We start from the raw sequence: 23,118 nt of genomic DNA, 5'->3' as shown, positions 1-23,118 counted from the left end.
CCCTGCCCTATCGTATTCACTCCCCTTCCGCGTAGCGGAAGGGGGTCGGGGGAGGGCATGTCCGCGTCCATAGTGTTACCTTTGAACGACAGCCCCTCCCCTGACCCCTCCCGCAAGCGGAAGGGGAATATGGTCGCCAAGCGTCTTAGGAAAGCTTCGCCATCGCCCCGGCGGTGTCTACCATCCGGTTCGAGAAGCCCCATTCATTGTCGTACCAGCTGACGACGCGCACCAGCTTGCCGTCGATCACTGCGGTTTCCAGGCTGTCGACGGTCGACGAAGCCGGGGTGTGGACGATGTCGATCGAAACCAGCGGCTCGTCCGAATAGACCAGGATGCCCTTGAGCGGGCCCTCTTCCGACGCTGCCTTCAGGATCGCGTTGACCTCGTCGCGGGTCACGTCGCGCTTCGGCGTGAAGGTCAGGTCGACAAGGCTGCCGTCCGGCACCGGCACGCGGATCGCCGACCCGTCCAACTTGCCCTTGAGCTCGGGCAGCACTTCGCCCACGGCGCGCGCGGCACCAGTGGTGGTCGGGATGATGTTCATCGCCGCCGCGCGGGCGCGACGCAGATCCGGGTGGATCTGGTCGAGGATCTTCTGGTCGTTGGTGTAGGCGTGGACGGTGGTCATCAGCCCGCGCTCGATGCCGATTGCGTCGTTGAGCACCTTGGCCACCGGCGCCAGGCAGTTGGTGGTGCACGATGCGTTCGACACGATCGTGTGACCGGCTTCCAGCTTGTCGTGGTTGACGCCGTAGACGACGGTCAGGTCGACATTCTTGCCGGGCGCAGAGATCAGCACCTTCTTGGCGCCCGCGTCGATATGCTTCTGTGCGGATGCTCGATCGGTGAAGAAGCCGGTGCACTCCAGCACCAGCTCGACGCCGTTCGCGGCGTGGGGCAGATTCGCGGGATCGCGCTCCTTGGTCACCTTGATCCGCTTGCCGTCGATCACCAGGTCGTCGCCCTCGGCGCTGACCGTGCCCGGATACTTGCCGTGGACACTGTCGCGGCTGAACAGCCAGGCATTCGACTTCGCGTCTGCCAGGTCGTTGATCGTCACCAGCTCCAGCCCGCTATCGGGCCGCTCGAGGATGGCGCGCGCCACCAGCCGGCCGATGCGTCCGAACCCGTTGATCGCAACCTTCGTCATGCTTGTTCTCCGTTCAACTTGGCGAGAATCCGGGGCACGATGGCGCCCACGGTCAGCCCGTACTGCTCGTACAGGCCAAGATAGGGGCCCGATGCGCCGAACACATCCACACCAAAGCGTAGGCCTTCGATATCGGTGTAGCGCTCCCACCCGAAGGTGGAGCCGGCCTCGATCGATACCTTGAGCGAGTCGCGCGGGATGATGTCGCGGCGATAGTCCGCATCCTGCATCTCGAAGCGTTCCCAGCACGGCATCGAAACGACGTCCGCGCCGATTCCCTGCGCTTCCAGTGCGTCGCGCACCGCCACGGCGATCTCGACTTCGGAGCCGGTGGCGATCAGCACCACTTGGCGCGGCGCCTCCGCCTCACGCAGCGCATAGCCGCCGCGTGCGGTGCGGTTCTCGGCCGCTTCCGTGCGCAGCTGCGGCAGGTTCTGCCGGCTCAGCGCCATCAGCGACGGCCCGTTTTCGTTGGACAATGCGAGTTCCCAGCATTCCGCGGTCTCGACCGTATCGCACGGGCGATAGACATGCAGGTTGGGGATCATCCGCAGGCTCATCAGATGCTCGATCGGCTGATGCGTCGGCCCATCCTCGCCGAGCCCGATCGAGTCATGCGTCATCACGTAGATCACGCGCGCCTGCTGGAGCGCCGACAGCCGGATGCCGCCGCGCATATAGTCGGAGAATACCAGGAAGGTGCCGCCATAAGGGATCACCCCACCGTGCAGCGCCATCCCGTTCATCGCCGCGGCCATGCCGAACTCGCGAATGCCATAATAGACATAGCGCCCGTCATAGGTCGCCGCGGTCAGCGCGTGCATGCCCTTGGTCAGCGTGTTGTTCGATCCGGTAAGGTCGGCCGATCCGCCGATCGTCTCGGGCAGCAGCGCATTGATCACTTCGAGCGCCATTTCGGACGCCTTGCGGGTCGCGACCTTCTGCGGATTGGCGAGCAGCTGCTGGACATAGGGCCGCAACAGGTCTGCCGGCACGTCGCCGCGCGACTCCCACCCGATCCGGTCGGGATGCGCTTCCAGCCGCTTTGCCCACGCGGCGTGTGGCGCCGCACCGCGCTTGCCTGCCACCAGCCAGGTCTCGCGGATATCCGCCGGGATCTCGAACGCCGGATGGGTCCAGTCCAGCGCTTCCCGCGCCAGGGCTACTTCGTCTTTGCCCAGCGGTGATCCGTGCGACTTGGACGTGCCCTGCTTGTTCGGCGCGCCCTTGCCGATGATAGTGCGGCAGCGGATCAGCGACGGCCGGTCATCCGACAGCGCCTCTTCGATCGCCGCGACGATGTCGAGTTCGTCATGGCCATCACACTCGACGACGTGCCAACCCGTCGCTGCATAGCGCGCCGGAATGTCTTCGCTCGACGACAGCGACACCGATCCGTCGATCGTGATCTTGTTGTCGTCCCACAGCACGATCAGCCGATCGAGCTTCAGATGCCCGGCCAGCCCGATCGCCTCATGGTTGATGCCTTCCATCAGGCAGCCGTCGCCGGCGATCACCCAGGTGCGGTGATCGACCAGTGCGTCGCCGAACACCGCGTTCAGGTGCCGCTCGGCCATCGCCATGCCGACGCCCATCGCCAGTCCCTGGCCCAGCGGCCCGGTCGTCGCCTCGATCCCGGGCATCTCGAAATTCTCGGGATGCCCTGCGCAGGGCGATCCGACCTGGCGGAAACGCTTGATGTCGTCCAGCGCCGGCTGGGCGTAGCCGGTCAGGTGCAGCACCGAATATAGCAGCATCGAACCGTGTCCGGCCGACAGCACGAAACGGTCGCGGTCGGCCCATTTCGGCGCGGCGGGATCGAACTTCAGATAGCGCTGGAACAGCACCGTGGCGACGTCGGCCATGCCCATCGGCATGCCAGGGTGCCCAGAGTTCGCGGCCTCCACCGCATCCATGGCGAGTGCGCGGATCGCGTTCGCGCAATCGGTGAAGGACGCGGCCATCGAAACTCCCTTGCTTGGTCGCCGACGCCTTAGGGACGCATGCGCCCGCCCGTCAACCGGCTCGCCGCAATCGAAACAAGCGGGGACTTGCCGCCCTCCCGGCCAGTACCTATTCCGGCATGCAGTGATGTCCAAAACAGCAGCAGACCGCATCGAACAGGCGCTAGCCCGTATCGAAGCCGCGGCGACAGTCCGCACCAGCGCCGAACACCGCCTGCGCCAACGCCATACCCGGCTGCGCTCCAAGGTGGAGGAAGCCCTGACTTCGATCGACGCGCTGCTCGCCCGCGAGACCACCGGCCCGGAGCAGGGCTGATGGCGGACGTCACCCTGACCATCGCCGGCCGCGGCTATGTCGTCGCCGCACGCGACGGCGACGAAGCGCATCTGCGCCGCCTCGAGAAGATGCTGCAAAAGCATTCCCCCGCCGCCCAGCGCGCCTCGGGCGGGATGAGCGCCGAGCGCACGCTGGTCTATTTGTCGCTGATCCTTGCCGACCTGCTCGACGAAGCCCAGGAAAACCCGCCGCCCGCCGCCGCTGCACCCACCGGGCTGCTCGACGAAATCGCAAATCGCCTCGAAGCCGTGGCCGCAGCGCTCGAACAAGACGCGACCCCCTGATCTTTTTCCGACGTTCTGATCAAACCTCCGTCATCCCGGCCTTGAGCCGGGATCCCGCTTCTTCTTCTGCCGGTCGAAGGCAGCGGGACCCCGGCTCAAGGGCGGGGTGACGAAAGAAGTACGGCTGTCCACTCCCAAGCTTTCACAAACCCCAGTTGCGCCGCGCCCCTCCACCTCCTACATACTGTCTCGGCGGGAACTGCCCGGCACGAGCCTTGGCATATCCCTGAGGCTATTCATCTTCCATGGGGGCTGTCCCTGTGCAGATCCTGGTCTGCGGCATATGGTTCCCACCTGACGTAACGGGCGTCGGAGGATATTCTGGCAAACGACCATGGCGGTCCCGCCACCCCATCCATGCTTGTTGAGAAGCCGGTGCTGCGTGCCCGGCTCCGCGCCGCGCGCGACCAGTTCGCCGCGGAGGGAAGCCACGCGATCACCGCACCCGCGGCGTTCCTGGCACGCCTGCAGCCCGGCCTGACCGTAGCAACCTATTGCCCGATCGGCAGCGAAGCCGATCCGTCGCAGCTCGCCGCCGCCGCGGTCGAGCATGGCTGCACGCTCGCACTGCCGCATGTCGTTGACCGCGCGACTCCGATCCGCTTCCTCGCCTGGGCCATCGGCGATCCGCTCGCCGAGGGTCCTTATGGCCTCCGCCAGCCGCGGCTGGACAGCCCGGAAGTAGCGCCCGACATCATCCTGACGCCGCTGGTCGGCTATGACCTGAGGCTCAACCGGCTGGGCCAGGGTGCCGGCCATTACGACCGCGCCTTTGCCCGCTATCCCGACGCCTGGCGCGTCGGCGTCGCCTTGTCGATGCAGGAAGCCCCGGCAATCCCGTCGGACGTGTGGGACGTGCCGCTCGAAGCGATCATCACCGAAGAGGACATGCTGTGGCACGACGAGCGGTAAAGGCCAGCTGGCGCAAGCCCGCCGGCATGTTCGCCATCCTGGCGCTGATCCTGGTCTGGGTGATCCTCGTCGCGAGCTTCTCCAGGCAGATCGGCACGCTGCCGATCCTGGTGCAATGTCTCGTCTATCTGGTCCTGGGGATCGTCTGGATCCTGCCGCTCAAGCCATTGCTGCACTGGATGGAGACCGGCCGCTGGCGCGCGGCGTGAGGCTTGGGCCTCAGTTTCTCTAAAAATTCGGGGGGAAAGCCAGCGCACTCTCATGGGGCGCATGGCGCGAGTGACGGGGCTCGAACCCGCGACCTCCGGCGTGACAGGCCGGCGCTCTAACCAACTGAGCTACACCCGCGTATACCAGGCGATGCCGACCATGTGCGCGCAAGCGCCGGGAGGTCCGCAAAGATGGAGTTTGGATCAAACACCGCCCTCTCCCGAAGGAAGAGGATGGCGCGAGTGACGGGGCTCGAACCCGCGACCTCCGGCGTGACAGGCCGGCGCTCTAACCAACTGAGCTACACCCGCTTGATCCAAGCGAGGAGGCGGGCACTAGCCGCGCCTTTTTGGACTGTCAACCGGATTGGTCGCGACTATTTCGCCAGCTTGCCCGCGCATCGCCCGGTTCCTGCACCAACGTGCCGTGTTCGAACAGGAAACCGGCGATGTCCGGCTTGCCCGCCGCGCGCAGCACGGTCTGGATGATGATCAGCAGCGGCACTGCCAGCAGCGCGCCGGTGGTGCCCCATACCCACCCCCAGAAGCTCAGCGAGATCAGGATCAGGATCGGGCTGATCGTCAGCCGGTGCCCGACGATCAGCGGCGTCACGACATTGGCTTCGATCAGGTGCGCGCAGATCATGATGATCGAGGGCACCAGCGCCCATCCGATCTCCGGAAAGCTCATCAGCCCGCCCACCGCGAGCAGCGCGGCCGCCAGCACCGGCCCGAAATAAGGAATGTAGTTGAGCAAGGTCACGATGCCGCCCCACATCAGCGGGCTCGGCATCCCCAGGAACCACAGCGCGCCGGCGACGATCAGCCCCAGCGTCACGTTGATCAGAGTGATCGTGCCCAGATACGCCGAGGTGTCGTCGACCACGTCCTGAATAACCCGCGCCGTCGCCATCGCCCCGCCGAAGCTCGCCCGGCTGGTGATCGCGTTGCGCCGCAGTCGCGTCCAACCCGACAGGAAGAAATAGATCACCAGGATCGCAAAGAAGCACTCGATGATCGCCGATGGCGCCGATGTCGCGGCCAGATCGAGCAGAGAGCGCGGCGGCGTGGCCGCGGTCATCACCGGCTTGCGCATCGGCTCGGCGGCGAAATTCATCAGCGTCTGGTTCACGAACTGGTCGAGGTTCGAATACAGCTCGATCAGCGGCTTCAGATTATCCTGGATCTGCGGGATCTTCTCGGGAAGGTCGCGGATCCATTGAGTCGCCGGGACGACGATCGCCGCCAGCGCGATGTTGGCCGCGACCAGGAACGTCAGCACGCAGATCAGCGCGGCAAGGCCCGCGGGCGCGCGGTGGCGCTCCAGCCATTCCAGCATCGGCACCAGCGCCACTGCGATCACGAGCGCGGCGGTGAGCGGCAGGAAGAAGCTCGACCCGGCCTGCAGCGCGAACGGGAGCGCCAGCAACAGCCCGGTACCCGCGATCAGCGTCAGCGACGCCATCAACCGGTCGCGCTTCTGCCCGTCGCCGACGGTCTCCTTGATCTCAGGCGACAGGATCGGCTGGCGCGGCTCCGCAGGCGGCACGCCCCCATCGGCCGCTTCGCTGCCCAACACGCTCAAATGCTCGTTCACCGTTCCTCCTGTCGTGCGACGACCCTAGCGCGATTTGCAGCCCGTGTAATCCCGGCTACCCTGCCGCGATGGGCGAATTGCTGCTGGTCATCGACGAAGGCACCACTTCCACGCGGGCGATGGTGTTCGATCCCTCGGGCAGGTGCCTCGGCAGCGAGGCCGCGGATCTCACCCAGCATTATCCCGGCCCCGGCCTGGTGGAGCATGACGCCGCCGAGATCTGGGAGCGCAGCGTCGCCTGCACCCGCACGATGGTCGCACGCAGCGGCGGCGCTGACGCGATCGCGGCGATCGGCATCACTAACCAGCGCGAAACGGTGGTGTTCTGGGACAAGCTCACCGGCGAGCCCCTCGCCCCCGCGATCGTCTGGCAGGACCGCCGCAGCGCCGCGTTATGCCGGAGCTTGCGCGAAGCGGGCGAGGAACCGGCGCTCCAGGCGCGCACCGGCCTGCGCCTCGACCCATATTTCTCGGGCACCAAGATCGCATGGGCCATGGAGCATTGGCCGCAGCTGCGCGAGGCTGGCGCCCGCCTCGCCATCGGCACCGTCGAAAGCTGGCTGGTGTGGAAGCTGACCGCCAATGAAGGGCGTGCCGGGCTCCACATCACCGACGCCACCAACGCCTCGCGCACCTTGCTGATGGGCCTGGGCAGCGGCGGCTGGAACGACAGCCTGCTCGGCATGTTCTCCGCGCCACGCGAAGCGCTGCCCGAGATCGTCGACTGCGCCGGCCGTTTCGGCACCACCACCCTGTTCGGCGGCGAAATCCCGATCTGCGGCCTCGCCGGCGACCAGCAGGCCGCGACGATAGGCCAGGCCTGCCTCGCCCGCGGCGACACCAAGGGCACCTTCGGCACCGGCGCCTTCGTGCTCACCAACGCGGGCACTACGCCGCCTTCCTCCAAGCACCGCCTGCTCGCCACCGTGCTTTGGCAACTGAACGGCCGCCGCACCTATGCGATCGAGGGCTCGGTATTCGTCGCCGGAAGTCTCATCCAGTGGCTCCGCGACTCGATAGGCCTGATCGGCACCGCGCCCGAGACCGAGGCGATCGCGCGCTCGGTGCCCGACAGCGGCGGCGTCTATCTCGTCCCCGCGCTCAGCGGCCTGGGCGCGCCCTGGTGGGAACCCGAAGCCCGCGCCGCGCTGTCAGGCATGACCTTCGCCACCACCCGCGCCCACATCGTCCGCGCCGCGCTGGAAGCGATGGCGCACCAGAGCCACGACCTGAAGACCGCATTCGCCGCGGACGGCGCCGACTGGGCGCGGCTACGCATCGACGGCGGCATGGTGACCAACGACTGGATCGCCCAGGATTTGGCCGACATCCTCGCGCTACCCGTCGACCGCCCAGCCTTCGCCGAAACCACGGCGCTCGGCGCCGCCATGCTCGCCGGCCTGGGCAGCGGCATCTTCACCACCCTCGAAGAAGCCTCTGGAATGCGCGGCGCCTGCACCACCTTCGAGCCGGGTCTGGGTGCCGATCTGCGCGAAGCACGCCTTGCCGGCTGGAAACGCGCCGTCGAACAGGTCCTCGTCTAGGCCGCCGCTTCCTGGTCGAACAGCGACCGCAACTCCCGCTTCAGGATCTTGCCTTGCGCGTTCCGGGGCAGCACCGCGTCGACGAAGCGGATCGCCACCGGCACCTTGTACGCCGCCAGCCGGGCGCGCACCCAGTCCTGCAGTTCCGCCTCGCTCGCCACCGTGCCGGGCGCCAGATGCACCACCGCCGCGGGCTCTTCGCCCCAGCTGCGGTGCGGCAGCCCGATCAACGCGCAATCGGTCACCGCCGGGTGGGCGTAGAGGACATTCTCCACTTCGGACGAATAGATGTTCTCGCCGCCACGGATCACCATGTCCTTGGCCCGGTCGACGATATAGAGATACCCCTCGGCATCCAGCCGCGCGAGATCGCCCGTCCGCACCCAGCCATCGACGAAGGTCTCCGCCGTCGCCTCGGGCTTGTTCCAATAACCCTTCACGATCATCGGCCCGCGGGCCCAGAGCTCGCCGATCTCCCCGGCCGGCAGTTCCGCACGTCCGTCCACGTCCATGATCTTCAAGTCCGCGACCGGCACCGGCGGCCCCGCGCTGGTCGGCCGCGCCAGATATTCCTCGCCGCTGTGCAGCGTCACCGTCGCCATCGTCTCGGTCATGCCCCAGCCATTGCCGGGCAGCGCGCCGAACTCCTCGCGGATGCGCTTGACCAGCTCGGGCGCCGACGGCGCCCCGCCATAGCTCAGGCTCTCCAGGCTGGAGAGGTCGTACCGGTCCCGATCGGGGTGCTCCAGCATCTGCCAGGCGATGGTCGGCACGCCGCCGGTCGACTGGATCCGCTCGCGCTCGATCACCGCCATGGCCTGAGTGGCGTCCCATTTGCGCAGGAAGTACAGCGTCGACCCCGTCACCACTGCGCCCATCAGCCCGGCACTGCACGCCGTGACATGGAACAGCGGGATCACCAGCAGCGCCCGCTTGGGCTCGGGCGGCGATGCCGGCGTCTCGCCCCGCCGCAGCGTGGTTCGCGCGGCGCAATAGCCGCTCGACATCACGTTGGTCACCAGGTTGCGGTGCGTACCCAGCGCCCCCTTGGGGTGCCCCGTCGTCCCGCTGGTGTAGAAGATGGTGACATCGTCCTCCGGCAGTATGTCGGCGTCCGGCAGCCCGACATCGTCCAGACCTGCCCAGTCGTTCGCGCCGCCCAGCCAGTCCTCCAGCCGCACCGCGCCGTCCTCGCCGCCGCGGCTCACCACCACCTGTTCCAGGCCAGCCCAATCGGCGTAACATGCCTTCAGCCGCGCATCGCGCTCGCCATCGACGAACAGCACCTTGGCGCCGCAGTCCCGTATCGCGTAGTCTATCTCGCCGCCTGTCCACCACGCGTTGAGCGGGACCACGATCGCGCCGATGCTGGCCGCGGCGAAAAAGATCGCCGGCCATTCGGGCAGGTTGCGCATCGCCAGCGCCACCCGGTCGCCCTTGCCGACGCCCAGGTCCACCAGGCGCCGCGCGATGTGGCACGTCGCGCGGTAGTTCGCCTCGAAACTGACCCGCTCGTCCTCGTACACGGTGAAGGCTCGGTCGCCATAGGCACGCACCATCTGCGTGATGATCCGAAGCGAGGGCGGCGCGTTCTTCCACACCCGTGTCGGAACTCCGCGAATGTCCACGCTTTCCATCTCGAACGGCGCGCCCGGGGCAGTCAGCAGCCCCTGGGCCTGTTCGAGCGAAAGCTGCGGCCACTGCGGATCGAGCGGCACGATCGGTTCATTGCCCAAGCACTCTCTCCTGTGTCTCGTTTTCTGAACTTCGGGTTTGGACTCTCCGGCCCACTACCAGGCTGCAAGGTTAGAGTTGATTCACGCGCCACTCAAGGCAATAGGAACCAGGCGCCCGGAAGAAGGCGCTACAGCCAGTTCGAACAAGAGGTATGCCGCGCCCATGCTGCAGTCACGACCCGGACGCTACGGATTCTCGGCCGAACGGCTCGCCCGGATCGACGCGTTCCTGCGCGAACGCTATCTCGACTCAGGCCGGTTCCCGCATGCACAGCTGCTGATCGCCCACGAAGGCGAGATCGTTCATTTCTCGCACCAGGGCCCTGCCCGCGAGAACGGCGCCCCGGTCGATGAAGGCACATTGTTCCGCATCGCCTCGATGACCAAGCCGATCACCAGCCTCGCCTTCATGATGCTGGTTGAGGAGGCGCGAGTTGCGCTCGACACCCCCGTCCATCACGTTCTGCCCGAGCTGAAGGGCGTCGGCGTCTATGCCGGCGGCGGCAACGGCGCCCCCTTCGAGACACGCCCGACCGACCAGCCGATGCGCATGGTCGACCTGCTCCGCCACACTGCGGGGCTGACCTATGGCTTCCAGGAGCAGACCCCGGTCGACGCCGCCTACCGGCAATCGCGCATGGAGCGCTGGCACGACAATCTGACGCTGGACGGCTTCATCGCCGAACTCGGCCAACTCCCGCTCGAATATTCCCCTGGCACCGCCTGGACATACTCGGTCGCCACCGACGTGCTCGGCGCGGTGATCGAGCGTGTCTCGGGCACCAGTCTCGACCGCTTCCTCCACGACCGCGTCTTCGTGCCGCTGGGCATGCAGGACACTTTCTTCCAGGTGCCCGCTGACAAGATCGACCACCTTGCCGACTGCTGGGCAGTGGACGAGAAAACCGGCGAGCCGATGATCTACGATCGTGGTGCCGAGTCCGCCTGGTCGCGCATGCCTCGCCTCCTCTCCGGCGGCGGCGGCCTGGTTTCGACCGCGGTCGACTATCACCGCTTCGCAACGCTCTGCCTGAATGGCGGCGAGTTGGATGGCGTCCGGCTCGTCAGCCCCAAGACGATCGAGCTGATGACGATGAACCACCTGCCCACCGGCGGCGACCTGACCAGCTGCGCACGTGGCCTGTTCAACGAAGCGAGCCTGTCCGGCACCGGCTTCGGCCTGGGCTTCGCCGTCACCATCGACGTTGCGAAGACCCTCGTCCCCGGCACGGTCGGCGACTATTATTGGGGCGGCATGTTCTCGACCGCCTTCTTCGTCGATCCCGTGGAGCGGATCTCGATGGTCTTCATGACTCAGTTCACCCCGTCCATGCGCTACCCGGTCCGCCGCGAGCTCAAGACGATGATCCATTCGGCGCTGGCATGATGCTTTTGGGGTCACGCGAAGCCGCGAAGGCGCAAAGAAGAGCGGGGTTCACGCGGAGGCGCGGAGGCGCAGAGATGCAGTCCCCGCCGCGCCAGCGGCCCTCGATCACCCACCGCGCCGATGATACTGCCGCTGACGCGGCACGCCCGCTAACCGCGCGGACCACCTCCTCCGCGCCTCCGCGCCTCCGCGCGAACCTCACACTTCTTCTTAACTTAGCGTCTTCGCGCCTTCGCGTGAACCAAATCCCTTCTTCAGCACGCCCCAGCGCGTGACCCAATAAAACGGAGACCAACAATGACCTCCCCCATCACGACCACCCGTCAGGACGACATCCTGATCCTCTCCTCAGATAACCCCCCGGTGAACGCGCTCAGCAATGCCGTCCGCCAGGGCCTTCAGGCAGGGATCGAGGAAGCCAAAAACGACGACAGCATCAAGGCGGTCATCATCACCTGCACCGGCAAGACCTTCTTCGCCGGCGCCGACATCACTGAATTCGGCAAGGGCATGCAGGAACCCGCGCTCCCTACTCTGGTCGATCAGATCGAAGCGCTCGACAAGCCGGTGATCTCCGCGATCCACGGCACCGCGCTCGGCGGCGGCTGCGAAGTCGCGCTCGCCTCGCACTACCGCATCGCCGTGCCGTCCGCGAAGTTCGGCCTCCCCGAAGTGAAGCTCGGCATTCTCCCCGGCGCCGGCGGCACCCAGCGCATGCCCCGCGTCACGGGTGTCGAGACCGCGCTCGAACTCGCGACCAAGGGTGACCCGATCTCGGCCACCCAAGCGCAGCAGGTTGGACTGGTCGACAAGCTCGCAACGGAAGGCAACCTCCTCGCCGAAGCCATTGCTTTCGCACAGGAAGTGATCGATAAGCCGGTCTCGCGTTCCAGCGAGCGCCCGATCAATGTCGACCCCGCCGTGTTCGAAACCTTTCGCAAGACCAACGCCAAGCGCTTCCGCGGGCTCGATGCGCCCGCGACGATCATCGACCTGATCGAGGCGACCGCCGGCAAGCCTTATGCCGAGGGGGTTCAGGCCGAGCGCATGAACTTCATGAAGCTGATCATGGGCCAGCAATCCACCGCGCTGCGCCACATCTTCTTCGCCGAGCGGAAGGCCGCAAAGATCGACGGCATTGCCGAGGACGTTCAGCTGCGTCCGATCAACCGTGTCGGCGTGATCGGCGCCGGCACGATGGGCGGCGGCATCTCGATGAACTTCCTCTCGGCCGGCATTCCCGTGACCATTGTCGAGATGGCCCAGGACGCCCTCGACCGCGGCACCGCCACGATCCGCAAGAACTACGAAGCGACCGCGTCCAAGGGCAAGATGACCGCCGAACAGGTCGAGGGCGCGATGGGCCTGCTCAAGCCGACCCTCAACTTCGACGATCTCGCCGAGTGCGACCTGATCATCGAAGCGGTCTATGAAAGCATGGACGTCAAGAAGGACGTGTTCGGCCGCCTCGACAAGATCGCCAAGCCGGGCGCGATCCTCGCCTCCAACACCAGCTACCTCAACGTTGACGAGATAGCCGCTGCGACCAGCCGTCCGCAGGACGTGCTCGGCCTGCACTTCTTCTCGCCGGCCAACATCATGAAGCTGCTGGAGATCGTCCGCGGCGCCAGGACCGCCGACGAAGTGCTCGCCACCGCGATGGCGCTCTCCAAGAAGATCCGCAAGACCGCGGTGATCGCCGGGGTCTGCTATGGCTTTATCGGCAACCGCATGCTGATGCCGCGCCAGGTCGAGGCGAACCACCTGCTGATGGAAGGCGCTACGCCCGAGCAGATCGACAAGGTCCATGTCGCGTTCGGCATGCCGATGGGTCCGTTTCAGATGGCCGACCTCGCCGGCGTCGACATCGGCTGGCATCGCGACCCCACCCGCATCGAGAACATCCGCGACGCGCTCGCCGCCGAGGATCGCTGGGGCCAGAAGAAGGGCGCCGGCTATTACGATTATGACGAGAAGCGCACGCCCTCGAACAGCCCGCGCGTCGCTGAACTGATCGAGGAATGGCGCGGCAAGCTCGGCGCCACGACCCATGAGATCACCGAAGAGGAGATCATGGTCCGCACCTTCTACACCATGGTCAACGAAGGCGCGAAGATCCTCGAGGAAGGCATGGCCCAGCGCGCTTCCGACATCGATGTGGTCTGGGTCTATGGCTATGGCTGGCCTCCCTACAAGGGCGGCCCGATGTTCTGGGCCGACCAGGAAGGCTTGACCAAGATCGTCCAGGGGCTGGAAAAATACGGCTTCGACGTAGCCCCCCTGCTCCGCGAAAAGGCCGAAAAGAACGAGAAGTTCAGCAAGTAACCCACTGATCTCACTCCCTCTCCCGCCTGCGGGAGAGGGTCGGGGTGAGGGTTCAGAGCAATGCACTCTAGGCCCCATCCCCTTCCTTGGGAGAGGATGCCGAAATGATCCACGCGAAGCCGCGAAGGCGCAAAGAAGAAGGGGGTTCGCGCAGAGGCGCAGAGGCGCAGAGATGTCTCGCCCGCCGCGCCAGCGGCTCTCAAAAACGAGCGCAGGCAAGTTTGATCGCCGCTGTCGCGGCACCTGCACCCGCCCCGGGCCATAGCCCTCTGCGCCTCCGCGCCTCCGCGCGAACCTCTCACTTCTTCTTCAAAAAACTTCGCGTCCTCGCGCCTTCGCGTGCACAAACAGGAGCCCAGCCATGAGCGACTTGGACCAGTTCCGCCAGGAAACCCGCGCCTGGCTGGAGGAAAACTGCCCCCAAACCATGCGCACCCCGATGCGCAGCGAAAAGGAAGCGACCTGGGGCGGCAGAAACCCCGAATACGCCCACCCCGACCAGAAGCTCTGGCTCGACCGCATGGCGGCCCGCGGCTGGACCGTCCCCGACTGGCCGACCCCATATGGCGGCGGCGGGCTCACTCCGGGCGAAACCAAGATCCTGCGCGAAGAACTCGCCCGTATCCGCGCGCGCAACCCGCTCCACAGCTTCGGCATCTCGATGCTCGGACCGGCCCTCCTCAAATACGGCACCGAGGAACAGAAGCTCGGCCATCTCCCCAAGATCGCCCGCGGCGAGATCCGCTGGTGCCAGGGCTATAGCGAACCCAATGCCGGCTCCGACCTCGCCGGCCTGCAAACCAGCGCCGAAGACGCTGGCGATCACTTCATCGTCAACGGCCAAAAGGTCTGGACCAGCTACGCCGACAAGGCCGACTGGATCTTTTGCCTCGTCCGCACCGACAAGGCCGTCAAGCAAGGCGGCATCAGCTTCCTCCTCTTCGACATGGCCAGCGAAGGCGTCAGCACCAGGCCGATCCTCCTGATCAGCGGCAACTCGCCTTTTTGTGAGACCTTCTTCGACAATGTGAAGGTGCCCAAGGCCAACCTGGTCGGCGACCTCAACAAGGGCTGGGACGTCGCCAAATATCTGCTCGGCCACGAACGCGAGATGATCTCCGCGATGGGCCTCGGCGCCACCGGCAGCGACGCGCTGATCGAGGCCGCGCGCAAAGGCGCCGATCCCCTGCTCCGCGCTCAGATCGCCCTGTTCCAGGTCCGCGCTCAGGCCTTCAAGGCGATGTCCGAACGCTTCATCGACGAGCTCAAGGCCGGCCGCGCCCACCCCGCCCAGCCCTCGATGATGAAATATTACGGCACCGAGTTGAACAAGACCCGCCACGAACTGCTGATGGCCGCCGGCGGCTCCGACGCGCTCGAATGGGAAAGCGACGCCACCCATGGCGGCGCCCCCGCCCGAACCTGGCTGCGCACCAAGGCGAACTCGATCGAGGGCGGCACCAGCGAGATCCAGCTCAACATCATCGCCAAGCGCATCCTCGACCTGCCGTCCTAAGGAGCCAGCGTATGCCCCTCTACCTCAACGACGATCAGACCCTGCTCCGCGACACCGCACGCGATTTCGTCGCCGAGCACGCCCCCGTCTCGCACCTGCGCGGCCTTCGCGACGCCAACGACACCACCGGCTTCAGCCGCGACCTGTGGCGCGAGTTCGCCGATCTCGGCTTCACCGGCATCCTGATCCCCGAAGCCCAGGGTGGTCTCGGCCTGGGCCATGTCGAAGCCGGCATCGTCCTGGAGGAGATCGGCCGCAACCTGTCCCCATCGCCCTTCCTCACCACCGCGCTCGCGGCGGTCGAAGCGTTAAAGGGCACCGCCCATGCCGATCGCTGGTTCCCCGGTATCCTTGCCGGCGAAACCGTCGCCGCGCTCGCGATCGACGAGGGCCCCAAGCACAACGCCCGCATCACCCTCCAGGCGACACGCGCCGGCAACGGCTATCGCCTCACCGGCACCAAGCAGTTCGTCCACCACGGCCATGTCGCTGACCTCCTCCTCGTCGCCGCGCAGACCGACGCCGGCACCGCGTTGTTCGCGGTCCCCGCCGACGCCGCCGGCCTCACCGCCAACCCCGAACGCCTCGCCGACGCCAGCATCGCCGCGCGTCTCACCTTCGAGGGCGTCGAAGTCGATGCCGACGCGATCGTCGGCGAAGGCGACGCCGCACTCACGCGCCTGCTCGCCGCCGCCCGCACCGGCGCTTCGGCAGAATTGGTCGGGGTCGGCGCCGCCACGCTCGACATGACCGTCGGCTATCTGAAGCAGCGCAAGCAGTTCGGCGCCGTCATCGGCAGTTTCCAGGCGCTCCAGCACCGCGCCGCGCACCTCTACAGCGAACTCGAAGTCGCGCGCGCCGCCGTGCTCAAGGCCCAGCAGCTGCTCGACGCCGGCACCGAAGCCGCCGACGCGGTCGCGGTCGCCAAGGCGATGACCGGCCTCGCCACCACCCTGGCGGTCCAGGAAGGCGTCCAGATGCATGGCGGTATCGGCATGACCGACGAATATGATCTCGGCTTCTACATGAAGCGCGCCCGCATTCTCACCGAACTGTTCGGCGACACCAATTTCCACGCCGACGCGCTTGCCCGGGCGGCAGGCTATTGATGCAAGACCCGGCCGCCCTCGTCGCCCAACTGACCACGTTGCTCGATGTCGAGCAGCTCGACCCCGATCTCTATCGCGGCTCCCGCCAGCCCGGCGGCGTCGGTCGCGTCTTCGGCGGCCAGGTCGTGGCCCAGGCGCTTCAGGCCGCCCAGCGCTCGGTAGAGGCCGAAAAGCCTGCCCACTCGCTCCACTGCTATTTCATGCGCCCGGGCAGCGAAGACCATCCGATCCTCTACCGCGTCCACCGCGACTTCGATGGCCGCAGTTTCGCCACCCGCCGCGTCGTCGCGCTTCAGAACGACCAGCCGATCCTCACCCTCACCGCCAGCTTCCAGCGCGCCGCGACAGGCTTCCACCACCAGGCACCGATGCCGCAAGTCCCTCCTCCCGACGCGCTCCGCTCCGAGGGCGAGTTGCGTGAAGCCCTGCGCGATCAGGTCCCCGACAAGCTCCGCCGCTTCTTCCTGCGCGCCCGCCCGGTCGAGATCCGCCCCGTAACTCCGCGCAACTGGTTCGCACCAGCCCCCGCCGATCCGGTTCAGCACAGCTGGCTGCGCACTGTCGCGCCGCTCCCCGACGAGCCCGCGCTCCACCGCGCCGTGCTCGCTTATGCCAGCGACATGACCCTGCTCGGCACCAGCCTGCTTCCCCATGGCGCCAGCTGGCTGACCGGCGAGGTCCAGACCGCCAGCCTCGACCACGCTGTCTGGCTTCACGAACCGTTTCGTGCCGACGACTGGCTGCTCTACACCACGGACAGCCCCTGGGCCGGCCACGCGCGCGGCTTGAACCGCGGCCGGTTCTACACGTCGGACGGGCGCCTGGTCGCCAGCGTCGTGCAGGAGGGACTGATCCGTGCTAATAACCTAAGATGATATCGAGAAAAGCGATCTAAACCGTTGATTCAGGCGATTTCCGCTTGGCCTCCGATCCACTCGCCTCGTCGGATTCGTGCTCGGTCGGAACGCCTCGGCAATAAACTCCCGATCACCCCTCCTGTTGGCATGATGACGCGCCACCGCGTGCGTCATGGCATTCGTCACAGGAGGAAGCGCATGTTCTATCATGACCGCCGGCTGCAACGTACCGTAACCGTCGAAAAGCCCGATCCCTTGTTCGCCCGCATGCTGCAACAGGCGATCGGCGGCGTCGAAGGTGAGATCCGCGTCTGCATGCAGTACATGTTCCAGGCCTATGGCGCCCGCGGGCCCAGCAACAAATATCGCGACTTGCTCCTCCACACCGCCACCGAGGAACTCGGCCATATCGAGATGCTTGCTACCGCCGTGGCGCTCAACCTCGAAACCGCCCCTACGGAGGCCCAGGAGCAAGGCGCCACCGACGCGATCGTCGGGGCCGTCATGGGCGGCGGCGAAGCCCCTCGCCATGTGCTCGAAGGCATGATCCACAAGCATCTGCTGTCGACCGGCATGTCCGCGCACCCGTCCGATTCCGACGGCGTTCCTTTCGACATGTCGCACATCTACGCCAGCGGTAACCTGGCGGCCGACATGTACTGCAACGTCGCCGCGGAAAGCACCGGCCGCGTCCTTGCCGCGCGCCTCTACAACGCCACTGCCGACGCCGGCATGAAGGACATGCTCGCCTTCCTGATCGCCCGCGACGCCATGCACCAGAACCAGTGGCTCGCAGTGATCGAGGAACTTGGCGGCGAGAAGGGCGCGTTGCCCATCCCCAACAGCTTCCCCGAAGAGAAGCAGACCAACGAGCACGCCTATCAGTTCTTCTCGACTTCGGTCGACGGCACCTATCCCGCCGGCCGCTATACCGAAGGCCCGAGCATCGACGGCAAGGGCGAGTTCAGCGTGTTCCAGGCCGAGCCGATGGGCGAGGAACCCGTCCTCGGGCCGGCACGCCCCGACAGCGCGGCGCAGAACGAACAGATCGGCCCCAAGCCGGCCCAGCAGATCCCCTGAGCAGCAACCCCGGAGCGGCGGCACCCACCGCCGCTCCACGCTCCTCACTCGTTTTGGGCCTGCAGGCGCGCAACCCGCGCCCTTGCCGCCGTTCCACCGCCAGCTATGCGCGATCCCGGTCAACGGCATTTCGAAAAGGTGCGGGAACTCGCAAGAGGAACGGCGTCACAAGCCCTCGGCCACCGCTGCGCTGCCCTCCGGCATGATGAACCGCACCACATCCACGCATCCTGTCCGCCCCTCCGGCGACGCCGCCTGCCGCGACGCCCCGACGATCCGCTCCGCCTGCTCGCCGAACGCCGCGGCGGGTTCTGCCGCCAGCACTCGGACGTTGCCGGTGGAACCCCAGGGGGCGACATCGTAGCCGATGATCGCCCAGCCCTCGATGCGCCGCCGTTCGAACCCGGCGGGGAAGCTGAGCGGCGGCATGAACGTCCAGCCGGTATCGCCATCCGGGCACCGTGCGCTCGCCGGAACGAAGCGCGCCTTGTCCGGCATGGTCGGCGCGGCCAGGGGTTCGGTCGAGCGGCGGTAATATGGGTAGGTACAGCCGTGCCGAGCCTCGGGCGCGAACCGCGATCGTGCGATGGCCGCTATCGACGCACGGTCGAGTGCCGGATTTCCCGCCGATTCCGCCAGCCGCACATGCACCGGCTTGCCCGAACGGTCGATGTCGAACGCCGTCATGCTGTACGACCAGGTGCCCGGCGCCTGCGGGATGTGCTCGAACGCGGGATATGCGCGCACCCGTATCTTTGGCACACCGCCTTCGATGCAATCGCTATCCACTGGATGTATCCTGCGGAACATGGCCGCCTCGTCCCCCTCGCGCTGATGCGGCGCGACGTAATAACGGCGGATCAATGCCACGGGCGCTTCGGTCGCCACTGCCGCCAGGGCCTCGAACCGGATCCGGCAGCCATTCCGGGGCTGCCCGGCGGCGAAGCGCCAGGCGGTGAATGCCGGCACCAGATCCTGGCTGGGGTAATAAAGATAAGGCGGTGCCGGCGGCGACGCTTCCCTGGCAACGCGCACGGGGCGTCCATCGGCATCGATATCGAACGTCACCGTTGCGGGCACCGGCTTCAGACCTGGCACCCCCAAGGCATAGGCTGGGAAAGGCTGTTCGGCGTGGACCGGCACCGCGGGGCTTCCGCCGCATACGGCTTGTCCCGGAACGAAGTCGACCAGGTGTCCGACCGGCGCTGTCCAGGGCGGAGCGGGCGGCGCTGGAGGCAAGTGCTGTGCTCCTGCGGCGGTACCAATAGCTCCGCCTACCGTGCACACGATCCGCCAAAGCGCTTTCATTCGCGATCCTCATTCTTGTTGGGGCAAGATCTACCGACAAGTCGCGCCGAACTGGCGAAATGCCGTTACAAGCGCCGACTCAGGAGATGGGTGTACTACCCTGGGAGGCGCCACCGCAGGATCGCGCGGCTACGTGACACTGCCGCGTCAGTGTCAGGCATGCACGCGCACAAGCGCGCAGGCCTTGCGCGGATCGGACGCGGCCAGGTCGCAGCGCAGGTCCACCTGGGTAGGATAGACGGACCCTTGCCAGGTGACGCCGCTTATCACCGGACGGCCATCGCCGTTCAGCCAGCGAACCTGCAGGCTCTGTCGGCTTGATCCCGCCAGATGCAACGCGCTGTGCCCCGCCACCGCGTTGCAGGTGCCGGCCAGCGTCTGGCACGACGTGATCTGATCGCCGGCTACTCCGGGGCCGTACAGCTCGCGGCCCTCACCATAGATGAGCACCAGCGTCGGCGTCGGCACGCCTGCTTCCGCGACATCGATCCTGACCGCGGGCATCACCGGGCGCCACCACTGCGCTTCCGACGCGATGCTGCCGCCTCCCATCGCCAGCCCGCCCACAGCCATCGCCACATGCCAAACGCGAATCATGCCCCTGCCCCTTTGGGAGAGGAGGTACCCGGAAAAACCCTTAGTGGATTGAGCGGAATCGACACCGAGCTTCCGGGCTCCGCCTCTCGACGCTAGCGCGTCAAAAGGCTGGCTTGCCATACTCCTGCCGGGTCACCGGATGGCTCGACGAAAGGCCGCCATCGACCACCCACGCCTGTCCGTTGACGTAACTCGCGCCGTCCGAGGCAAGGAACAGCGCCACCCGCGCGACTTCCTCGGGCTCGCCCGCCCGCCTCAGCGGGTTCAGCCGGCCCAGCCTGCCCTGTTTGCCCGTCTCGCGGGCATGGTCGAACGCGCGCTGGGTCATCCCGGTCTCGATCAAGCCAGGGCAGATTGCGTTCACTCGCACGTTCGATGTCGACAGCTGCTGCGCCGCGGTTTGCACCAGGCTGATCACCCCCGCCTTGGACGCCGAATAGGCGGCGCCCCCCGCCCCCGACCGCAGCCCCGCCACGCTAGCGGTGCACAGGATCGCGCCGCCACCCCGCTCGGCGATCTTGGGCGCGGCATGCTTGATCGCCAGCGCGGGACCGATCAGGTTTACTCGTAGCACTTCGGCCCACACTTCCGCGCTCGTCTCGAAGATGCCCGACGCGCCGCCGGTAATGCCGGCATTGGCATGGAATATGTCCACGCCGCCGAACCGCTCGCATGCCAGCGCCACCGCGCGTTCCACATCGGCCTCGTCGCCCGCGTCCATGCGCAGCGCCACCGCCTCGCCGCCCATCGCAGCCACGCTCGCGTGCACGGCCTCGGAAAGGTCGCACGCCACCACCTTTGCCCCCGCCTCGGCGAACATCTGCGCCGACGCTCGGCCGATCCCCGATGCGGCCCCGGTGACGATCACCACCTTGTTATCGAACCGCATCAACTTCCCCGTCCAAGCCATTGATACAAGAGGCTTCAGGCCCCTGCCCGTTCGGCAAATTCCCAGGCCGCCTTGGCCAGCCCAGGCAATCGCTCCACCGTCGCCGCCGCCTGCGCGCTCGACGCGTTTCCGTCCAGCATCCGCTTCTTGATCCCCTGGACGATGCCGGTCAGCCGGAACAGATTATAGGCGAAATACCAGTTCAGGTCCGGCACCCCGTCACGCCCCGTCGCCGCGCAATAGCGCTCGACCACTGCCTCCATCGCCGGGATGCCCGTCTCCGGCCCCGTCAGCCCCTTCACGCCCGAGCGTCCTTCCGGCTCGGTCACCCAGCTCATCAGGAAGTAGGAGAAATCGGCAAGCGGATCGCCCAGCGTCGACAATTCCCAGTCGAGCACCGCGCGGATTTCCGGCCCGTTCTCGGCGAAGATGAGGTTGTCGATGCGGAAATCGCCATGAACGATGCTCGTCCGCGTCTGCGCCGGCACGGTACGCGGCAGCCATTCGATCAGCCGCTCGACCTCGGGCAGATCGTCCGTCCGGCTCGCCTGATACTGTCTGGTCCAGCGCTCGACCTGGCGCGCGAAGTAATTGCCCGGCTTGCCATAATTCCCCAGGCCCACGGTGTCGGGATCGACCGCGTGCAGCGCCGCGAGTGTGTCGACGATCGCATGGTAGACACCGGTCCGCTCTGCGGGAGCCATGCCGGGCAGCGTCCCGTCCCAGAAGGTCCGCCCCTGCACCATTTCCATCACGTAGAAGGGCGCGCCGATCACCTCGGCATCCTCGCATAGCGCATAGGGGCGCGGCACCGGGAAGCCGGTGGGATGCAGCGCCGCGATCAACCGGTACTCGCGCTCGACGGCATGGGCGCTCGACAAGATCGGACCAAACGGCTTTCTGCGCAATACCAGTGGCTTACCGGCATTCTCCAACAAATAGGTCGGGTTGCTTTGCCCCCCGGGAAACTTCGTCATCGGCGTCGCAGAGATACTCAACGGCGCCAGATTGGCGCGCAGCCATTCCTCGAGCCGCGCTTCGTCCAGGTCGCTCATGAATGACTGCCGAACTCGTGCCGCGCGATTGTCCGATTGTGCACTTCGTCCGGCCCGTCAGCCAGCCGGAGCGTCCGAACGTTCGCCCACGCGCTCGCAAGATCGAAATCGTCCGACACGCCCGCCCCGCCATGCGCCTGGATGGCATCGTCCAGGATCCTGAGCGCCATCGCCGGAGCCTGGACCTTGATCATCGATATCTCGAGATGCGCCGCCTTGTTCCCGGCCCGGTCCATCATGTCGGCCGCCTTCAGGCACAACAGCCGCGTCATCTCGATGTCGATCCGCGCCCGCGCGATCCGCTCCTCCCACACCGAATGGTCGGCGATCCGCTTGCCGAACGCCACGCGTCCGACCAGCCGCCTGGCCATCGCCGCGATCGCCTCCTCGGCCACCCCGATCGTGCGCATGCAATGGTGGATCCGCCCCGGCCCCAGCCGCCCCTGCGCGATCTCGAACCCGCGGCCCTCGCCCAGCAGCACATTCTCCACCGGCACCCGCACGTCCTCGAGCACCACCTCGCCATGGCCGTGCGGCGCATGGTCGTAGCCGAACACCGGCAGCATCCGCTCGATCCGAACGCCGGGCGTGTCGAGCGGCACCAGGATCATGCTCTGCTGGACGTGGCGCCCCGCATCCGGATCGGTCTTGCCCATCACGATGGCGATCGCGCACCGTGGATCGCCCACCCCGGAAGACCACCATTTGCGGCCGTTGATCACATAATGATCGCCGTCGCGGACCATCGACGTCTCGATGTTGGTCGCGTCGGACGACGCCACCGAAGGCTCGGTCATCAGAAAGGCCGAGCGTATGTCCCCCGTCATCAGCGGCTTCAGCCAGGCATCCTTCTGCGCCAAGCTGCCATAGCGGTGCAGCACTTCCATGTTGCCGGTGTCGGGGGCCGAGCAGTTGAAGCATTCGGATGCCCAGCCGATCCGCCCCATTTCCTCGGCACACAGCGCGTATTCCAGATTGGTCAGCTGCGTTCCCTCGAACGCGAAGCTCTCCTCGACATGCGCATGACCCGACCGCGGCGGCATGAACAGGTTCCACAGCCCGGCGGCCTTGGCGAGCGCCTTCACTTCCTCGATCACCGGGATGACCTTCCACCGCGCGCCTTGTGCGGCCTGGCTCCGATACTCGGGATCGCGCGGCCGGATCTCGGTGTCGACGAACGCCCGGACCCGATCGCGGAACATCGTCTCGCGCGCGCTCAACGTGAAGTCCACGGCCACCTCTCCTGCTTCTTTGCCTTT

20 protein-coding genes and 2 tRNA genes are annotated in these 23,118 nt (G+C 66.6%); 11 read left to right on the top strand and 11 right to left on the bottom strand.

Features of this window, described 5'->3' with window-relative positions; all coding sequences use genetic code 11:
• Positions 1 to 145: 145 nt before the first annotated feature.
• Positions 146 to 1,153 carry a type I glyceraldehyde-3-phosphate dehydrogenase gene (gene gap / locus LZ586_RS01820; protein ID WP_235078000.1) on the bottom strand — a complete coding sequence of 336 codons (1,008 nt, stop codon included), beginning with the start codon at positions 1,151 to 1,153 and terminating at the stop codon, positions 146 to 148.
• A complete protein-coding gene (gene tkt, locus LZ586_RS01815) occupies positions 1,150 to 3,117 on the bottom strand; it encodes a transketolase (protein ID WP_235077999.1) in 1,968 nt (655 codons plus the stop codon). Before tkt ends, gap begins: the two co-directional genes overlap by 4 nt.
• A 127-nt stretch (positions 3,118 to 3,244) precedes the next feature.
• Here tkt and LZ586_RS01810 point away from each other — a divergent pair, with 127 nt between their 5' ends.
• From LZ586_RS01810 to LZ586_RS01795, 4 genes are all read left to right on the top strand, one after another.
• Positions 3,245 to 3,433, top strand: a complete 189-nt coding sequence (locus tag LZ586_RS01810; protein ID WP_235079697.1) for a hypothetical protein — start codon at positions 3,245 to 3,247, stop codon at positions 3,431 to 3,433.
• Complete coding sequence (locus LZ586_RS01805; protein WP_235077998.1) at positions 3,433 to 3,738, top strand: cell division protein ZapA; 306 nt, start codon at positions 3,433 to 3,435, stop codon at positions 3,736 to 3,738. Before LZ586_RS01810 ends, LZ586_RS01805 begins: the two co-directional genes overlap by 1 nt.
• A 357-nt stretch (positions 3,739 to 4,095) precedes the next feature.
• Entirely contained in the window at positions 4,096 to 4,650 is a 555-nt protein-coding gene (locus tag LZ586_RS01800) for a 5-formyltetrahydrofolate cyclo-ligase (RefSeq protein WP_235077997.1), read from the top strand.
• Positions 4,632 to 4,859 (top strand): DUF2842 domain-containing protein, encoded by a 228-nt coding sequence (locus tag LZ586_RS01795; RefSeq protein ID WP_261346024.1) that lies wholly within the window; start codon positions 4,632 to 4,634, stop codon positions 4,857 to 4,859. Before LZ586_RS01800 ends, LZ586_RS01795 begins: the two co-directional genes overlap by 19 nt.
• 62 nt (positions 4,860 to 4,921) lie before the next feature.
• Here LZ586_RS01795 and LZ586_RS01790 read toward each other — a convergent pair.
• The 3 genes from LZ586_RS01790 to LZ586_RS01780 all read right to left on the bottom strand — a co-directional run bounded on the left by LZ586_RS01790 (position 4,922) and on the right by LZ586_RS01780 (position 6,456).
• A tRNA-Asp gene (locus LZ586_RS01790) sits at positions 4,922 to 4,998 on the bottom strand.
• Between the two features lie 96 nt (positions 4,999 to 5,094).
• A tRNA-Asp gene (locus LZ586_RS01785) sits at positions 5,095 to 5,171 on the bottom strand.
• 46 nt (positions 5,172 to 5,217) lie between these two features.
• The gene (locus LZ586_RS01780; RefSeq protein WP_413777309.1) at positions 5,218 to 6,456 is read right to left on the bottom strand and encodes an AI-2E family transporter; all 1,239 of its coding nucleotides are present in this window, start codon (positions 6,454 to 6,456) and stop codon (positions 5,218 to 5,220) included.
• A 68-nt stretch (positions 6,457 to 6,524) separates the two neighbouring features.
• On the opposite strand from LZ586_RS01780, the gene LZ586_RS01775 reads away from it, so the two are divergent.
• Positions 6,525 to 8,000: an FGGY family carbohydrate kinase gene (locus LZ586_RS01775; RefSeq protein ID WP_235077996.1), complete on the top strand. Its 1,476-nt coding sequence runs from the start codon at positions 6,525 to 6,527 to the stop codon at positions 7,998 to 8,000.
• Here the strand turns inward: LZ586_RS01775 and LZ586_RS01770 are convergent.
• Positions 7,997 to 9,736 carry a class I adenylate-forming enzyme family protein gene (locus LZ586_RS01770; RefSeq protein WP_235077995.1) on the bottom strand — a complete coding sequence of 580 codons (1,740 nt, stop codon included), beginning with the start codon at positions 9,734 to 9,736 and terminating at the stop codon, positions 7,997 to 7,999. The genes LZ586_RS01775 and LZ586_RS01770 overlap by 4 nt on opposite strands.
• A 163-nt stretch (positions 9,737 to 9,899) precedes the next feature.
• Between LZ586_RS01770 and LZ586_RS01765 the strand changes: the two genes are divergently transcribed.
• The 6 genes from LZ586_RS01765 to LZ586_RS01740 all read left to right on the top strand — a co-directional run bounded on the left by LZ586_RS01765 (position 9,900) and on the right by LZ586_RS01740 (position 18,010).
• Positions 9,900 to 11,123 carry a serine hydrolase domain-containing protein gene (locus tag LZ586_RS01765; protein ID WP_235077994.1) on the top strand — a complete coding sequence of 408 codons (1,224 nt, stop codon included), beginning with the start codon at positions 9,900 to 9,902 and terminating at the stop codon, positions 11,121 to 11,123.
• A 297-nt stretch (positions 11,124 to 11,420) separates the two neighbouring features.
• Positions 11,421 to 13,448: a 3-hydroxyacyl-CoA dehydrogenase NAD-binding domain-containing protein gene (locus LZ586_RS01760; RefSeq protein ID WP_235077993.1), complete on the top strand. Its 2,028-nt coding sequence runs from the start codon at positions 11,421 to 11,423 to the stop codon at positions 13,446 to 13,448.
• Between the two features lie 361 nt (positions 13,449 to 13,809).
• Positions 13,810 to 14,964, top strand: a complete 1,155-nt coding sequence (locus LZ586_RS01755) for an acyl-CoA dehydrogenase family protein (protein ID WP_235077992.1) — start codon at positions 13,810 to 13,812, stop codon at positions 14,962 to 14,964.
• Between the two features lie 11 nt (positions 14,965 to 14,975).
• Complete coding sequence (locus tag LZ586_RS01750) at positions 14,976 to 16,073, top strand: acyl-CoA dehydrogenase family protein (protein ID WP_235077991.1); 1,098 nt, start codon at positions 14,976 to 14,978, stop codon at positions 16,071 to 16,073.
• Entirely contained in the window at positions 16,073 to 16,948 is an 876-nt protein-coding gene (locus tag LZ586_RS01745; protein ID WP_235077990.1) for an acyl-CoA thioesterase, read from the top strand. Before LZ586_RS01750 ends, LZ586_RS01745 begins: the two co-directional genes overlap by 1 nt.
• Positions 16,949 to 17,128: 180 nt before the next feature.
• Positions 17,129 to 18,010 (top strand): manganese catalase family protein, encoded by an 882-nt coding sequence (locus LZ586_RS01740; RefSeq protein WP_235077989.1) that lies wholly within the window; start codon positions 17,129 to 17,131, stop codon positions 18,008 to 18,010.
• Between the two features lie 165 nt (positions 18,011 to 18,175).
• Here the strand turns inward: LZ586_RS01740 and LZ586_RS01735 are convergent, their stop codons facing one another.
• From LZ586_RS01735 to LZ586_RS01715, 5 genes are all read right to left on the bottom strand, one after another.
• Positions 18,176 to 19,249, bottom strand: a complete 1,074-nt coding sequence (locus tag LZ586_RS01735; protein WP_235077988.1) for an energy transducer TonB — start codon at positions 19,247 to 19,249, stop codon at positions 18,176 to 18,178.
• A 222-nt stretch (positions 19,250 to 19,471) separates the two neighbouring features.
• On the bottom strand, positions 19,472 to 19,915 hold the full coding sequence (locus LZ586_RS01730) for a hypothetical protein (protein WP_235077987.1): 444 nt from the start codon (positions 19,913 to 19,915) through the stop codon (positions 19,472 to 19,474).
• Between the two features lie 100 nt (positions 19,916 to 20,015).
• Positions 20,016 to 20,804 carry an SDR family NAD(P)-dependent oxidoreductase gene (locus tag LZ586_RS01725; RefSeq protein ID WP_413777308.1) on the bottom strand — a complete coding sequence of 263 codons (789 nt, stop codon included), beginning with the start codon at positions 20,802 to 20,804 and terminating at the stop codon, positions 20,016 to 20,018.
• Between the two features lie 35 nt (positions 20,805 to 20,839).
• On the bottom strand, positions 20,840 to 21,859 hold the full coding sequence (locus tag LZ586_RS01720) for a phosphotransferase family protein (RefSeq protein WP_235077985.1): 1,020 nt from the start codon (positions 21,857 to 21,859) through the stop codon (positions 20,840 to 20,842).
• Positions 21,856 to 23,091 carry an acyl-CoA dehydrogenase family protein gene (locus LZ586_RS01715; protein ID WP_235077984.1) on the bottom strand — a complete coding sequence of 412 codons (1,236 nt, stop codon included), beginning with the start codon at positions 23,089 to 23,091 and terminating at the stop codon, positions 21,856 to 21,858. Before LZ586_RS01715 ends, LZ586_RS01720 begins: the two co-directional genes overlap by 4 nt.
• Between the last annotated feature and the right edge of the window lie 27 nt (positions 23,092 to 23,118).

It is taken from the genome of Sphingomonas sp. S2-65 (assembly GCF_021513175.1).
Lineage (GTDB): Bacteria > Pseudomonadota > Alphaproteobacteria > Sphingomonadales > Sphingomonadaceae > Sphingomonas.
Note: the sequence above shows the minus strand (reverse complement) of the source record. Positions and strands in the feature narration are given on the sequence as shown.